At 39.1% G+C, this 14,299-nt stretch carries 15 protein-coding genes, 1 pseudogene and 1 other annotated feature; of the genes and pseudogenes, 2 read left to right on the top strand and 14 right to left on the bottom strand.

Annotated features, from left to right (window positions below; genetic code table 11):
* Window positions 1–98: 98 nt before the first annotated feature.
* From AACQ49_RS06965 to AACQ49_RS06910, 13 genes are all read right to left on the bottom strand, one after another.
* Window positions 99–848 (bottom strand): vitamin B12 ABC transporter ATP-binding protein BtuD, encoded by a 750-nt coding sequence (locus tag AACQ49_RS06965; protein ID WP_004242614.1) that lies wholly within the window; start codon window positions 846–848, stop codon window positions 99–101.
* Between the two features lies 1 nt (window position 849).
* A complete protein-coding gene (gene btuC / locus AACQ49_RS06960) occupies window positions 850–1,884 on the bottom strand; it encodes a vitamin B12 ABC transporter permease BtuC (RefSeq protein WP_004251448.1) in 1,035 nt (344 codons plus the stop codon).
* Between the two features lie 283 nt (window positions 1,885–2,167).
* Complete coding sequence (ihfA, locus tag AACQ49_RS06955; protein WP_004242612.1) at window positions 2,168–2,464, bottom strand: integration host factor subunit alpha; 297 nt, start codon at window positions 2,462–2,464, stop codon at window positions 2,168–2,170.
* A 4-nt stretch (window positions 2,465–2,468) separates the two neighbouring features.
* On the bottom strand, window positions 2,469–4,862 hold the full coding sequence (gene pheT / locus AACQ49_RS06950; RefSeq protein ID WP_161778953.1) for a phenylalanine--tRNA ligase subunit beta: 2,394 nt from the start codon (window positions 4,860–4,862) through the stop codon (window positions 2,469–2,471).
* Window positions 4,863–4,876: 14 nt separating this feature from the next.
* A complete protein-coding gene (pheS, locus tag AACQ49_RS06945) occupies window positions 4,877–5,860 on the bottom strand; it encodes a phenylalanine--tRNA ligase subunit alpha (protein ID WP_004242610.1) in 984 nt (327 codons plus the stop codon).
* A 102-nt stretch (window positions 5,861–5,962) separates the two neighbouring features.
* Window positions 5,963–6,085, bottom strand: a sequence feature (Phe leader region).
* Complete coding sequence (gene pheM / locus AACQ49_RS18450; protein WP_120655563.1) at window positions 6,037–6,084, bottom strand: pheST operon leader peptide PheM; 48 nt, start codon at window positions 6,082–6,084, stop codon at window positions 6,037–6,039. It overlaps the preceding feature by 48 nt.
* A 99-nt stretch (window positions 6,086–6,184) precedes the next feature.
* Window positions 6,185–6,541, bottom strand: coding sequence for a 50S ribosomal protein L20 (gene rplT / locus AACQ49_RS06940; RefSeq protein WP_004242609.1), 357 nt, complete (start codon window positions 6,539–6,541; stop codon window positions 6,185–6,187).
* A gap of 43 nt (window positions 6,542–6,584) precedes the next feature.
* Window positions 6,585–6,782, bottom strand: coding sequence for a 50S ribosomal protein L35 (gene rpmI, locus AACQ49_RS06935; RefSeq protein WP_004242608.1), 198 nt, complete (start codon window positions 6,780–6,782; stop codon window positions 6,585–6,587).
* A gap of 94 nt (window positions 6,783–6,876) precedes the next feature.
* Complete coding sequence (gene infC / locus AACQ49_RS06930) at window positions 6,877–7,416, bottom strand: translation initiation factor IF-3 (RefSeq protein ID WP_012367833.1); 540 nt, start codon at window positions 7,414–7,416, stop codon at window positions 6,877–6,879.
* Window positions 7,417–7,419: 3 nt separating this feature from the next.
* On the bottom strand, window positions 7,420–9,348 hold the full coding sequence (gene thrS, locus AACQ49_RS06925) for a threonine--tRNA ligase (RefSeq protein WP_004242605.1): 1,929 nt from the start codon (window positions 9,346–9,348) through the stop codon (window positions 7,420–7,422).
* A gap of 281 nt (window positions 9,349–9,629) precedes the next feature.
* The gene (locus tag AACQ49_RS06920; RefSeq protein WP_004251460.1) at window positions 9,630–10,541 is read right to left on the bottom strand and encodes a fimbrial protein; all 912 of its coding nucleotides are present in this window, start codon (window positions 10,539–10,541) and stop codon (window positions 9,630–9,632) included.
* A gap of 225 nt (window positions 10,542–10,766) precedes the next feature.
* On the bottom strand, window positions 10,767–11,453 hold the full coding sequence (locus AACQ49_RS06915) for a helix-turn-helix transcriptional regulator (protein WP_004251463.1): 687 nt from the start codon (window positions 11,451–11,453) through the stop codon (window positions 10,767–10,769).
* 91 nt (window positions 11,454–11,544) lie between these two features.
* Window positions 11,545–11,892 carry a tRNA-binding protein gene (locus AACQ49_RS06910; RefSeq protein ID WP_004242601.1) on the bottom strand — a complete coding sequence of 116 codons (348 nt, stop codon included), beginning with the start codon at window positions 11,890–11,892 and terminating at the stop codon, window positions 11,545–11,547.
* A 266-nt stretch (window positions 11,893–12,158) separates the two neighbouring features.
* Between AACQ49_RS06910 and AACQ49_RS06905 the strand changes: the two are divergent.
* Together AACQ49_RS06905 and AACQ49_RS06900 are read left to right on the top strand one after the other, a co-directional pair.
* Window positions 12,159–12,762, top strand: a pseudogene (locus tag AACQ49_RS06905) (GNAT family N-acetyltransferase).
* Window positions 12,763–12,868: 106 nt separating this feature from the next.
* On the top strand, window positions 12,869–13,603 hold the full coding sequence (locus AACQ49_RS06900; RefSeq protein WP_004242597.1) for a MarC family NAAT transporter: 735 nt from the start codon (window positions 12,869–12,871) through the stop codon (window positions 13,601–13,603).
* Here AACQ49_RS06900 and AACQ49_RS06895 read toward each other — a convergent pair.
* The gene (locus tag AACQ49_RS06895) at window positions 13,555–14,256 is read right to left on the bottom strand and encodes a transglycosylase SLT domain-containing protein (RefSeq protein WP_036918227.1); all 702 of its coding nucleotides are present in this window, start codon (window positions 14,254–14,256) and stop codon (window positions 13,555–13,557) included. The genes AACQ49_RS06900 and AACQ49_RS06895 overlap by 49 nt on opposite strands.
* Window positions 14,257–14,299 lie beyond the last annotated feature (43 nt).

Raw genomic sequence — 14,299 nt, 5'->3', positions numbered from 1 at the left:
ATTATATACAATTTGCTGTTTCACAGCACCCGTTGTTATTAAGAAAGCCTTAAAGAAGGCTTAATAATTTCCGATGCGCAGACTCTGACTCAATAACATCACTCTATTACTTGCCAAATTACACTATTTGCTGATCTATTACATCTAATCTTAGTATTAAATGTAGTAGATAATAAATTTTCATCCAACAAAAGTGCTGAGTCACCTGAGTTGATTATTTTTCCCTCTAACATAAACCATAACTTATCTGCTTTTAGATAAGAATGATTCAAATCATGAGTACTCATAATAATACTGCCACCTTGTAGACAAAATTTATCTAGCCATTTATCCAATAAAGTAAGTTGTACAATATCTAAATTATTTGTCGGCTCATCAAGCATCATTAATTTTCCTGTTAAATCATCGCTTGACCATAATTGTATAAAAGTGGCAACAATCCGAACGCGTTGCCATTCCCCACCAGATAAATGATGAATATTTTTTGACAATAATTTATTGATTTGAAAATCGCTTAATAGTGCATTCAATTCTTGAATATCCATTTTTGATAACTGATAGGATAAAGAAAGATAATGAAACACTGGCATAAATGGCAAAGCTAACGATTGTTGTCTAACAACGCTTTGTATTCTAGAAAGTTCGGCAATTTTATAATCTCTCATTGAAGTTTCGTTTAAAAATATATTTCCAACGTATGAAACTTCACCAGCAATGGCCATTAACAACGTACTTTTACCCGCCCCATTCGCGCCAATTAAATGAATGCGTTCGCCATCATTAACTTGTTCAGTAATACCATATAGTCTTTTATTGACAGCTAATTTATATAGTTTTAATTGTGCCATATTATAAGCGCTCCATCTGTTTAGTGGCTAATAACCAAATAAAAAGAGGTGCGCCTAAGGTGGCAGTTATCACGCCAATAGGGACTTCTGCGCCATTTAACATCAGCCTTGATATTAAATCAGCGAATATCAGTAAACTCGCTCCCGTTAAAGCACAGCCCGGTAACAAGGTTTTATAATGTGTGATACCAGACAATCGTAATAAATGCGGTACAATCAACCCAACAAAACTAATTGCGCCGGCTAGAGCAACGCTAAAACCAATTAATAAACCAACGGTTAAAATAAACCAATTACGCCATATAATCACAGAAATGCCGAGTTTTTTGGCTTCAAAACTCCCCAGAGAAAGGTAATTTAAAATATCGGCTTGCCAAATAAGAAGTGTGATGATTGGAAGTAATGCCCAAAATAATATTTGGTGACGCCAGTCAATGCCACTAAAGCTCCCCATAAGCCAGTACATTAATTGTCTTAAATCTAACGCAGAGCTAAAATAGACCAGCCAAGTCATAACAGCACTTGCTAATACCCCTAATGCTACGCCTATTAATAATAATTGAGCATTAGATAGTTTTTTTATTTGTGAGAAAAACATTAATAAGCAGGTGATCCCCAAAGCCCCTAATATTGCGGCACTGCTTATTAACCAGTATGCAGTTCCTAATTGGAAAACAATCAGTAACACAACACAAACACCCGCACCACTGCTTACACCTAAAAGTCCCGGCTCTGCTAACGGATTTTCAAAGATTGCCTGCATAATGGCACCAGCAATCGCTAAGCTTGCGCCAACCATCATCACAGCCAATATTCTTGGAAGCCTAATTTGCCAAATAAATAAACTAGCTTCTTCAGTGAGCCATTTATTGGGGAATAACCAAATTTCACCGGCTGAAAGTGAGATAACAATAAGAACAAATAAAACTAACACCAGCAAAGTGAGTTTTAGCTTATCACTAATTTGCTGTTTGTTTCGTAATTGATTAAGCGGATCATCATATTGATTATTCATATTGTTTAGTAAATAGCCCATAAATTACGCTATTTTTATAAATATATTGCTAATAAATGTAGGGCAACATAACACAGTCCCTTTCAATGAAGAAAATATAATTTTCTATCCTAAGGAAATAAACCTTCCAGTATGATTAATTTTAAACCAATGATTATTCCCCTCAAGCACATCTTATTTAAACGATAAAATGACTATTAGGCGCTTATCACAGATAAGCAAAAGAAAAATAGAAGGAGTAAATCGTAGAAGTAAGTCGAAAAAAAAACGGCTTTCAATAGAAAGCCGTTTTGGTGTTTAAGTATTACTCTTTTGGTGTCGCATTTTCAACCCGGCTTTTTAACTTTTGTCCCGGGCGGAAAGTTACAACACGGCGGGCTGTAATAGGAATATCTTCCCCTGTTTTCGGGTTACGACCTGGGCGCTGATTTTTATCACGTAGGTCAAAGTTTCCGAATCCAGACAGCTTCACCTGTTCTCCATTTTCCAGAGAACGACGCACTTCCTCAAAAAAGGCTTCTACAAGGTCTTTTGCATCGCGTTTGCTAACGCCAAGTTTTTCAAACAGATTTTCTGCCATTTCAGCTTTTGTAAGCGCCATAGGTCTAGTCCCTCAAGGATGCTTGGAATCGCTGTTTCAATGCTGCAACACAGGTATTGACTGTGGCAGCAATCTCATCTTCTTCCAGAGTATGCTCGATATCCTGCAAGATTAAGCTAATAGCGAGGCTCTTATAACCCTCCGCTACTCCCTTACCACAATACACGTCAAATAAGTTTATGCCAACTATTTGATTTCCGCCAACTTTCTTACATTCAGCTAAAATATCTTCTGCAGCCACATCATTTGGAACAACTACAGCGATATCTCTACGATTCGAAGGGAAACGTGAAACAGCTTTCGCTTGCGGTAAATTGCGGTTTGCGATTGCGTCCCAACGTATTTCGAATACTACCGTACGGCCGTTTAAATCAAGTTTACGTTCAAGCTCTGGGTGAACAACACCAATACAGCCAATATATTCATTTCTCAGATAAATCTCAGCACTTTGTCCCGGATGGAGCGCTGAATGATTGGCTGGTTTAAATGTAATTTCATCTAACTGGCCTGTCAATTCCAGAATTGATTCAATATTACCTTTCAAATCAAAGAAATCAACAGTTTGCTTCTCTAAAGTCCAATGTTCTTCATAACGGTTGCCCGCGATCACACCAGCTAGCATAAGTTCCTGACGTATTCCATATTCTGCTTGATTATCAGGAACAAAACGCAGACCTGCTTCAAATAACCTAACTCTAGCCTGTTGACGGTTCTGATTGTAAACCACTGTGGTTAATAATCCGGTCAACAATGACAAACGCATGGCTGACATATCGGCAGAAATTGGGTTAGGTAAGATCAACGCTTCTTCATTAGGATGTAGTAAGCTTTGGATCTTCGGATCAACAAAGCTATAAGTGATAGCTTCTTGGAACCCATTATCAACCAGCATGGTTTTTACACGTTTTAATGGCAGATCCGCTTCACGGTGGTCTGTCATAATCAGATCGGCACGTAAAGGTACATCTGGAATATTGTTATACCCGTAAATACGTGCAACTTCTTCAATTAAGTCTTCTTCAATTTCAACATCAAAACGCCATGAAGGCACAGTGGCTAACCACCCGTCATTTTCAACGGTGACGCCAAAACCTAAACGTGTTAACGAATCAACAACTTGTTCATCATCAATAACATGACCTAATAAACGGTCTAATTTTGCACGTGTTAATTTGATAGGAGCGACATGGGGTAAATAGCTGTCATTGGTGACATCAATAATTTCACCCACTTCACCACCACAAATTTCGAGTAATAATTTCGTTGCTCGCTCAATGGCCTGATATTGTAGCGCTGAATCAACACCACGCTCAAAACGATGAGATGCATCGGTATGTAAACCATAACGACGTGCACGGCCGGTGATCGCTAATGGAGAGAAGAATGCGCACTCTAAAAATACGTTTTTAGTTTCTTCATTAACACCAGAAGATTCACCACCGAAAATACCTGCCATTCCTAATGCTTGTTTTTCATCAGCAATAACCAGTACATCATCTTTTAAGGTGATTTCATTACCATCAAGTAAAGTTAGTTTTTCACCCTCTTTGCCCATACGAACAACCACAGCCCCATCGACATGGTCAAGATCAAACGCATGTAATGGTTGTCCCATTTCAAGTAAGACAAAGTTAGTGATATCAACGATTGGATCGATAGAGCGAATACCACCACGACGTAATTTTTCTTGCATCCATAATGGTGTGTTCGCTTTCACATTCACATTCACATTAGTGAAAACACGACCTAAATAGCGAGGACAAGCTTGTGGTGCTTCAACTCGCACAGGAAATGTCGCTGAAGAAGTGGCTGCAATTGGTGACATATCAGGGATTTGGCATGTCATTTTATTAATGACCGCGATATCGCGAGCAACCCCCATAATACCTAAGCAATCTGCTCGGTTTGGTGTAATGCTGATTTCAATCGCATTATCATTTAATTTTAAGTATTCGCGAATATCGGTACCGATAGGTGCATCAGCAGGTAATTCGATAATGCCTTCATGGTTTTCTGAGATAGCTAATTCAGAAAAAGAGCACAGCATACCTTCAGAAGGCTCACCACGTAGTTTGGCTGCTTTAATTTTAAAGTTACCCGGTAATACCGCCCCAACCGTTGCTACAGCAACTTTTAAGCCTTGGCGACAATTTGGCGCACCACACACGATGTCCAATAAACGCTCACCACCGACATTGACTTTTGTCACTCGTAGTTTATCTGCATTTGGGTGTTGTCCACATTCAACCACTTCACCCACAACAACACCGTGAAAATCACCGGCAACAGGCTCTACACCATCAACTTCAAGGCCAGCCATGGTTAGCTGTTCAGAAAGCTCTTCGCTACTAATTGCTGGGTTTACCCACTCACGTAACCAAAGTTCACTGAATTTCATGAGATAATCCCACCTTATTTAAACTGTTTGAGGAAACGAAGATCATTTTCGAAGAATGAACGTAAATCGGTGACACCGTAACGTAACATAGTTAAGCGTTCCATACCCATCCCGAAAGCAAAACCAGAATAAACTTCAGGATCGATACCTACATTACGCAACACATTTGGATGCACCATACCGCAGCCCAAGACTTCTAACCATTTGCCATTTTTACCCATTACATCAACTTCGGCTGAAGGCTCTGTAAATGGAAAATAGGATGGGCGGAAGCGAATTTCCATATCTTCTTCAAAGAAGTTTTTCAGAAAATCGTGCAGTGTTCCTTTTAAATTAGTGAAGCTAATGTCTTTATCAACAATTAAGCCTTCAACTTGATGGAACATTGGAGTATGTGTTTGGTCATAGTCATTACGATAAACACGGCCAGGTGCAATAATGCGGATCGGTGGCTGTTTATTTTGCATAGTGCGAATTTGTACACCAGAGGTTTGAGTACGCAATAAACGTTTAGCATCAAACCAGAAAGTGTCATGATCAGCTCTTGCAGGGTGATGAGCAGGAATATTTAACGCATCAAAGTTATGATAGTCATCTTCAATTTCAGGGCCTGATTCCACAGAGAACCCTAATTCGCCAAAGAAAGTTTCAATACGTTCAATTGTGCGAGTAACAGGGTGCAGACCACCATTTTCAATACGACGTCCAGGCAAAGAGACATCAATTTTCTCAGCCGCTAAACGTTCGTTTAATAGTGCTGATTCCATTTGTTCTTTACGAGCGTTCAGTGCTTGCTGAACCTCTTGTTTTGCCTGATTAATGACCGCTCCAGCAGCTGGACGCTCTTCAGCGGGTAAGTCGCGCAGCGTGGACATCTGGAGCGTTAAATGACCTTTTTTCCCCAAGTATTCAACACGAACCGAATCCAGCGCAGCAACATCCTGTGCCTCTTCGATAGCTGCTTTAGCTTGAGCAACGAGTTCAGCGAGATGTGGCATCGTTTCCTCTTCCTTTGACCTGATGAGGTCTATTAGTTGTTATCAATGATGACGATTAAAAAATTGCCCTTTTGATTTCTGAACTCAAGTTTGAGTACTGAAAACAAAAAAGCCTCCAAAATGGAGGCTCCGGCGCTACTTTTCGTTTCTTTTCTTACGCGCAAAAGCCCCCAAAATTAGGCGCTAAAGTAAAAAAAGAAGCGGAAAAAAGCGATATTTAACATTGAGACATTCTCATTATGTGTAACTTATTGAATTTTACCATTAAGCCACAAATTTAGACAAAATAAAAGAGGGAGTTAACTCCCTCTTCCATTGACTTAATTAAGCCAGAGCACCTTTCGCTTTTTCAACTAAAGCAGCAAATGCAGCTTTGTCGAATACAGCGATATCCGCCAGGATCTTACGGTCGATTTCAATAGATGCTTTTCTTAATCCATTGATGAAACGGCTGTAAGACATGCCGTTCTGACGAGCTGCTGCGTTGATACGCGCAATCCACAGCTGACGGAACTGACGTTTTTTCTGACGACGGTCACGGTACGCATATTGACCAGCTTTGATAACAGCCTGGAAAGCTACACGATATACACGAGAACGTGCACCGTAATAACCTTTAGCTTGCTTTAAAATTTTCTTGTGACGAGCACGGGCGATAACACCACGTTTAGCGCGAGCCATATAACACTCCTAATGTCTATAATTCTGTTAAAAAAACTGATACTTATGCGTATGGTAGGCAAGCTACGACCAGGCCTAAATCTCCTTTAGAGATCATACCTTTTGGACGTAAATGACGTTTACGCTTAGTTGATTTTTTAGTCAGAATGTGACGGAGGTTAGCGTGCTTACGCTTAAAACCACCACCTGCAGTTTTTTTAAAGCGTTTAGCTGCACCGCGTACTGTTTTAATCTTTGGCATTTCTATAATCCACTTCGCATTGTTAATAACATAAAATAATAAGGCGAATAGCAGTCAGTCAATAAAGACTGACGCTATTACTTGAATTGCCTAACTATTTCTTCTTCGGCGCTAGCACCATGATCATCTGACGACCTTCAATCTTATTAGGGAAAGATTCAACAGAAGCCAGTTCATCCAAATCTTCACGGATGCGATTAAGCATTTCCATACCGATTTGTTGGTGTGCCATTTCACGACCACGAAAACGCAGTGTGACTTTGGCTTTATCGCCATCTTCAAGAAAACGAATCAGGTTGCGTAGTTTGACCTGATAGTCGCCTTCATCTGTACCAGGACGGAATTTAACTTCCTTGACCTGAATAACCTTTTGTTTCTTTTTCTGTTCTTTGAGAGTCTTACTTTTCTCATAGAGGAATTTGCCGTAGTCCATAATACGACAAACTGGCGGCTCGGCATTAGGACTGATTTCAACTAAATCAGCACCTGCTTCCTCGGCTTTCTCAAGAGCCTCTTTCAGACTAACAACTCCAATCTGTTCGCCGTCTAAACCTGTTAAACGAACTTCATGAGCGCGAATCTCACCATTGATACGATTCTGACGCGTTGATTGAATTCTTTTTCCGCCTTTAATACCTTATTCCTCCAACTGATGAAGACTTCTGCTTCTGATTTCTTGCAGAAGTTTTTCTTTAAAATCGTTAACGTCGATACTGCCAAGGTCTTTACCTCGACGAGTACGAACCGCTACTTTGCCTGATTCGACTTCTTTATCACCGCAAACAAGCATGTACGGAACACGACGTAAAGTATGTTCACGAATTTTAAAGCCAATCTTCTCATTTCTCAAGTCTGCTTTTGCACGAATTCCGGCATCTTGCAATTCTTTGACGAGTTTTTGTACATAATCAGCCTGTCCATCCGTGATATTCATCACGACAACCTGCTGTGGTGCTAACCAAGTCGGGAAGAATCCTGCGTATTCTTCAGTTAGAATACCGATAAAACGTTCTAATGATCCTAACACCGCTCGGTGAAGCATAACAGGTACTTTACGCTCATTATTTTCAGCAACATAAGAAGCGCCTAATCGACCTGGCAATGAGAAGTCCAGCTGTACTGTACCACACTGCCATGCACGATCTAAACAGTCGTAAAGTGTAAATTCAATTTTAGGGCCATAAAACGCCCCTTCACCCGGCTGATATTCAAATTCAATATTGTTATCAGTCAAGGCTTTTGCTAAGTCTGTTTCTGCAATATCCCATAAAGCATCTTCACCGATGCGTTTTTCTGGACGAGTAGACAGCTTAACAACGATTTTTTCAAATCCGAAAGTAGAATATACATCATAAATCAATTTGATGCAGTTATTTACTTCACTTAAAATTTGTTCTTCTGTACAGAAGATATGTGCGTCATCTTGTGTAAAGCCACGAACACGCATTAAACCGTGTAATGCACCAGAGGGTTCATTACGATGACAGCTACCAAATTCAGCCATACGTAATGGTAAATCACGGTAAGAACGTAGACCTTGTTTAAAAATCTGCACGTGGCCTGGGCAGTTCATAGGTTTGATACAATATTCACGGTTTTCCGAAGAAGTAGTGAACATATTCTCTTTGTAGTTTTCCCAGTGACCTGTTTTTTCCCAAAGAACACGATCCATCATAAATGGACCTTTTACTTCCTGATAATCATATTCTTTTAATTTGCAACGTACAAATGTTTCTAACTCACGGAAAATAGTCCAACCATCATTATGCCAGAAAGCCATACCCGGCGCTTCTTCCTGCATATGATATAAATCAAGTTGTTTACCTATTTTACGGTGATCACGTTTAGCGGCTTCTTCTAAACGTTCTAAATAAGCTTTTAACTGTTTCTTATCAGCCCAAGCGGTACCGTAAATGCGTTGTAGCATTTTGTTATCGCTATTACCGCGCCAGTATGCACCTGCGATTTTCTGTAATTTAAAGTGATGGCAGAAACGCATGTTTGGCACATGGGGGCCACGGCACATATCAATATATTCTTGATGATGATAAAGTGCTGGGTGTGCATCTTGACTGATATTTTCATCAAGGATAGCGACTTTATAATCTTCACCACGAGCAACAAAAGTTTCCCGTGCTTGTGCCCAAGTTACGCGTTTTTTAATGACATCGTAATCTGTTTTCGCCAACTCTAGCATACGTTTTTCTAACGTTTCTAAATCTTCCTGCGTCAGAGAATGATCTAAATCCACATCATAGTAGAAACCATTTTCGATAACAGGACCAATCGCCATTTTGGTTTGTGGCCATAACTGTTTAATTGCGTGTCCTAATAAGTGGGCACAAGAGTGACGAATAATTTCAAGACCTTCATCGTCTTTTGCGGTAATAATCGCCAGTTGTGAATCTTGCTCGATTAATTCGCAAGCGTCCACCAGCTCACCATTAACGCGCCCTGCAATGCAGGCTTTGGCAAGTCCAGGACCGATATCTGCAGCGACATCCATGACAGAGACTGCATTTTCAAATTGACGTTGGCTCCCGTCAGGAAGAGTAATAATTGGCATTTAAAATCCTTAGTTACAGTGGTGACCCATACGCAAGATCACATGCATTCTTAATTTTACTTTAAAATTTAATACGTTATTAGCAGTTACTTGCTTCACTCTGCAAGTTATGTACACCAAAGTGTTTAAGATAATAAAAGTACTTTGGCATACTGCTATAACTCAAGCGTGATATTATCATAGCAACAACAAATTATATATGCTTTTAATTGCGCGAGTATATCTGTCCCCATTTGCTATTTACGCTAATTAAAATCATAGATATTAAATTAATAAATAATTCACTCATATATAAAGTTAACATCTATAATTGATTTTACTTTTCCAGCAGTTACACGCTCGCCAGTCATACCATACCTTGCCTTTAAACCTAATGAAGTCGACGAATTAACTCTACCTAAAGATATTGCTTTATTAGCAGGGATTACATATCCATTACGCATTAATTGAACTCCCATACCTTTAGAGACTTCCCCTGCAGAGCCTGCTAAATTAATAAAGGTTGTATCATCATCAGTGGTTTGTCCGGAAAGATAAAATGATATATTTTGTGGTTGCGCGCAGTGGATATTTAAATTGACCGGAGCTTCGCCTGGGTAAGGAGGTAAATTAACATTGACATTTCGGCTACTAACGTCGCATCCACTAATTGGCATTGTAACATCATATTTAGACACTATTTCCCACGTAAAATATTTAGGATTACCACCATCCCAATCCGCTATTTTATACATATTAATAGTTGCAATAGTTTCACCCGATCTAATGAGTACTCCTCCTGCAGGTGAGTTATTTATAGGCGTTAAATACAACATCATTGGCATCGGCATAGGGGTAAGATCACCGATATGTAAAACTTTAGTCGCACTATTTAAAGGTAATGAATATGTATTTCCATACCAATATACTGAACCACTAAAATTAAATAGTGGCCCAGATAAGCCCGTCCCTGGTTCTAAATTGATATGGTCAACATCTTGCCATCCACCATAACTATTCCAACATTTTAAATGCCTAGAGAGATCAACAATTAAATTCTGATAAGGTTGCACTTCAGCCTCTAATTGCACATAAATATTATAATTACCAGACTCAATATCATATCCATTATCAACACTGCACCCAAAAGATAATGCATATGCTGAAAAGAAAACAAAAAAAGGATAAAGAAGCCCCTTTATTATTAAATTCATTTACATATCCAATTTAAAAATATTAGTTAATATTATTTTAGCAATACATATAGATTTTGACAAAAAATATTAATAATCAATGAAATACATTCAAAAAAAGACTATACAAATAATATAACCTTGTTGTTCTCTATTTATCCACAATAAATAGAGAATAAAAAATAAATTAATAAAATTAATTAATAAATCACATATCAAAAGTCAGCATTTTTATCAGTAAGTCGTTTACTGTCGATATTCACTGGGGGTTTTATGAAAGTATTGACGAAAAGCTTGGCTAAAAGCCGAATGTGAATCATACCCTACCGCTAAAGCAATATTTTCAATCGTTAATGATGTGTATTTGAGCAACTCTGCGGATTTAGCGAGTCGCTTTTGCATCACATACTGCATAATAGATATGCCTAATTCCGCTTTTACTTTGCGCTGTAGCGTACTGATTGATATGTTTAATGCACCAGCAATATCAGAAGCTGTTAATGGCATATGCAGTTTATCTTCTAGCCAGAGATCTAATTTATCCCCCCAGCTTGGTTGTACTTTCATTTGGGCTAATAGCAGACGTGCGAGAGTGGAATGATGTTCTGGCGCTTGAGGGTATTGATGTACCCACGCTAATAATCCTATTGCTGCGGGTGATAAGGCAAACATTCCCCCTCTTTCATTCAGTCGCCACTGTGATGTGACAGGAAGTTCTAAAATAAGATTTTTATTATTGAGATGACCAGCAAAAGCATGATCGATGGTAGGTGGGATAATTAAACAGTTTTGTTGAGAAATAAGAAAATCTTGCCGATTGAAATTAACTTCCATCGTTCCGGTTAAGCCAAAGATGATCTGCCAGATATTCTCATGCTGATGTGATACTGTATCTTGTGTATAACATCGCAAATGTAATTCAGGTAATAACAAAACATCCCCTTACACATTAACGCTCACAGTGAAATAAATACTACAACAAAATCGCTGTGAGCGTTAAAAGAAAAGGACAATTAGCTATAGATCATGCTAAACGAGCCCCATCAGGCACAGGTAAATTAAATTCTGCGAGAACGATAGCACCGTTTTCATCAGCAGCCCCGGTAATCAACACCTCAGACTTGATCCCTGCAATCCGCTTAATAGGAAAATTGCAAACACATAAAACTCGGCGACCAATTAGCTCTTCAGGAGTATAATTCACGGTGATTTGCGCACTAGAGCGTTTAGTCCCCAGCTCTCCCAAGCTGACTTCCATTACATAAGCGGGTTTCTTCGCTTTTTTATTTATTTCAGCACTTATAATTGTGCCAACCCGCATTTCTACCCGTAAAAAGTCATCCCATTCGATGGTGTTGGTGGTGTCTGTCATATTGCTACCTATTATTTTATTGCTATGTCTTCATTAAGATTATCGAATAAGTATAGATTAGCATGACATCGGTATCCTGCCCTGTTGCTAAGCTGTCATTCTCTGTTGTTAAACACTCATGACGTTACTTTTCTCTTTATACAAAAACAAATTCTTAAGCTATTTTTAATCACCGTTAAAATAAGCGTACCAATTAATAAATTTGTTATGTATAAAAAGTATTCTTGCCTTGAAACTATTTAATACACCGACTTAGAGAATCGCCTATGAGAAAGATAACAGACTGGACTACCTTAGAAGGTAATTTAGTACGTTTAGTACCATTAAGCATGGAGCATGGAGCATGCATCACCATTACGTGAACTGATTGCTAAAGATAGGCCTGATGAACTTTGGTTTACCACAGTTCCTTCTGTCACTACATTAAAACAATATATTGAGCATAAAAGACAATTACAAAAACAAGGAGTAATGCTTCCTTTTGCCGTTATTGATAAACGCCGTGAGCGTGTGGTGGGAGTGACGACCTATATGAACGTAGATAACCATACACCTCGAGTAGAGATTGGTTCAACATGGTATGCAAAAGAGGTACAAAGAACGGGTATTAATACCGAGGCGAAATATCTATTACTTAAATATGCATTAGAAGATCTACAATGTATTGCTGTTGAATTCCGCACTCATATCTTAAATCAAACCAGTCGTAGAGCGATTGAGCGTTTAGGTGCAAAACTCGATGGCATATTACGTAATCATCGTTTAACCACCAACGGTCAACGCAGAGATACCTGTATCTATAGTATTACCGATTATGATTGGCAAGCGGTGAAAACACATCTTGAGTGGTTAATGAAAAAATACCCATAACCTTCTTATAAATATAAAAATATTTCTTAATATCAACACTATTATTACTATTTATTTGCTATGATCGGTAGCCTTAATTACCTGTTGTTAGGAGCCTTTACACTCTATGTACTCTGTTTACCAGTTTTTTCAGGCTATCGGTCTTGGTCTTATTTTACTTCTACCGCTAACTAACCCACTCACCACGGTCGCACTTTGGCTTGGTCTGTCGGGGAATATGACCAAGGAACAGCGTAATCAACAATCCTTTATGGCATGTGTCTATATTTTTATTATTATGACCATCGCTTTTTATGCGGGTCGTGTAATAATGACGACCTTTGGTATCTCTATTCCAGGCCTTCGTATTGCTGGGGGGATGATCGTTGCTTTTATTGGTTTTAGTATGTTATTTCCCCATACTCCCAATGTGGACGATCCGCTTTCAGAAGAAAAAAATCCGCATCGAAATCCTCAGGCGCCCAATATTGCTTTTGTGCCCTTAGCCATGCCAAGTACCGCAGGGCCGGGGACAATTGCGATGATCATCAGTACAGCAGCATCAATTCCTTCACGTACAGATATTGCGCAATGGGTATTGTACGTTGCACCTATTACCACTTTCTTTTTAATTAGCCTGATTGTTTGGCTTTCACTGCGCGGTTCAACCGGTATTATGCGCTATCTCGGTCACAGTGGTATTGATGCTATTTCTCGTGTTATGGGATTTTTATTAATTTGCATGGGAGTACAGTTTATGATTAATGGTGTACTTGAAATCATTGCTGACCTCCCCGCTTTATTACAACAAGCTCAATCAGCGGCTGCTGCCAGCTTATCAGAAAAGTTATCCGCTAAATGATAGGCTGCTTTGACCTTCGCTAAATAGCGTGGTGCTTGAGATGCAGGATGATTTTTTTCAACGTAACGATAAAAATCATCCGCGCTCATGGCATTAATTTTGGCAATCGCCGTATCTCTATTTTTATCAAAAGTTCTGAGTAATGCACCCGCCCCATTCACATAAGCCAAAATAGTCGCGTAATAGAGTGTTTCAGGATTGGAGATCCCAGATAAATGGCGCTCTCTTAATAATTGAATATAAGCAGTTCCTAAATCAATATTAGTAGCCGGATCTTTTAGCTGAGCGGTGGTTGGTTGCCCTGCTTTTCCTCTATTTTGATAAATATCTCTCCCCGCTGTGGATGCCTTTATTTGCATTAATCCAACCGCATTCGATTTACTTATCACTTCTGGCCTAAAATTAGATTCTACCTGAATAATGGCTTTAATTAAGGTTTCATCAACACCATAACGGGCTGAAGCTTGTTTAATATGCTCATCAAAAGGGGTGTTTTTCCATTGAGCAGTAGAAATTGAGGCATTATTAACTCTGTGCTCTACAGGCTGGCTATTTAAAAATCGCGGTGTCTCTTTTTTCGCCGTTTGGTGATTGGGATCTGCACACCCTGCCAGCAGTAAAATTGCCAAAGGAAATATTATGTTGGTCTTCACACGTTATCCTCATCATTTCGCCCTATGCTTTATAGGAGATTAT

Origin of the sequence: Proteus sp. G2675, from assembly GCF_963886535.1 — a bacterium.
GTDB classification, from domain to species: domain Bacteria; phylum Pseudomonadota; class Gammaproteobacteria; order Enterobacterales; family Enterobacteriaceae; genus Proteus; species Proteus mirabilis.
The sequence above is the reverse complement of the archived record's forward strand: the minus strand, read 5'-3'. Positions and strand labels throughout refer to the sequence as shown.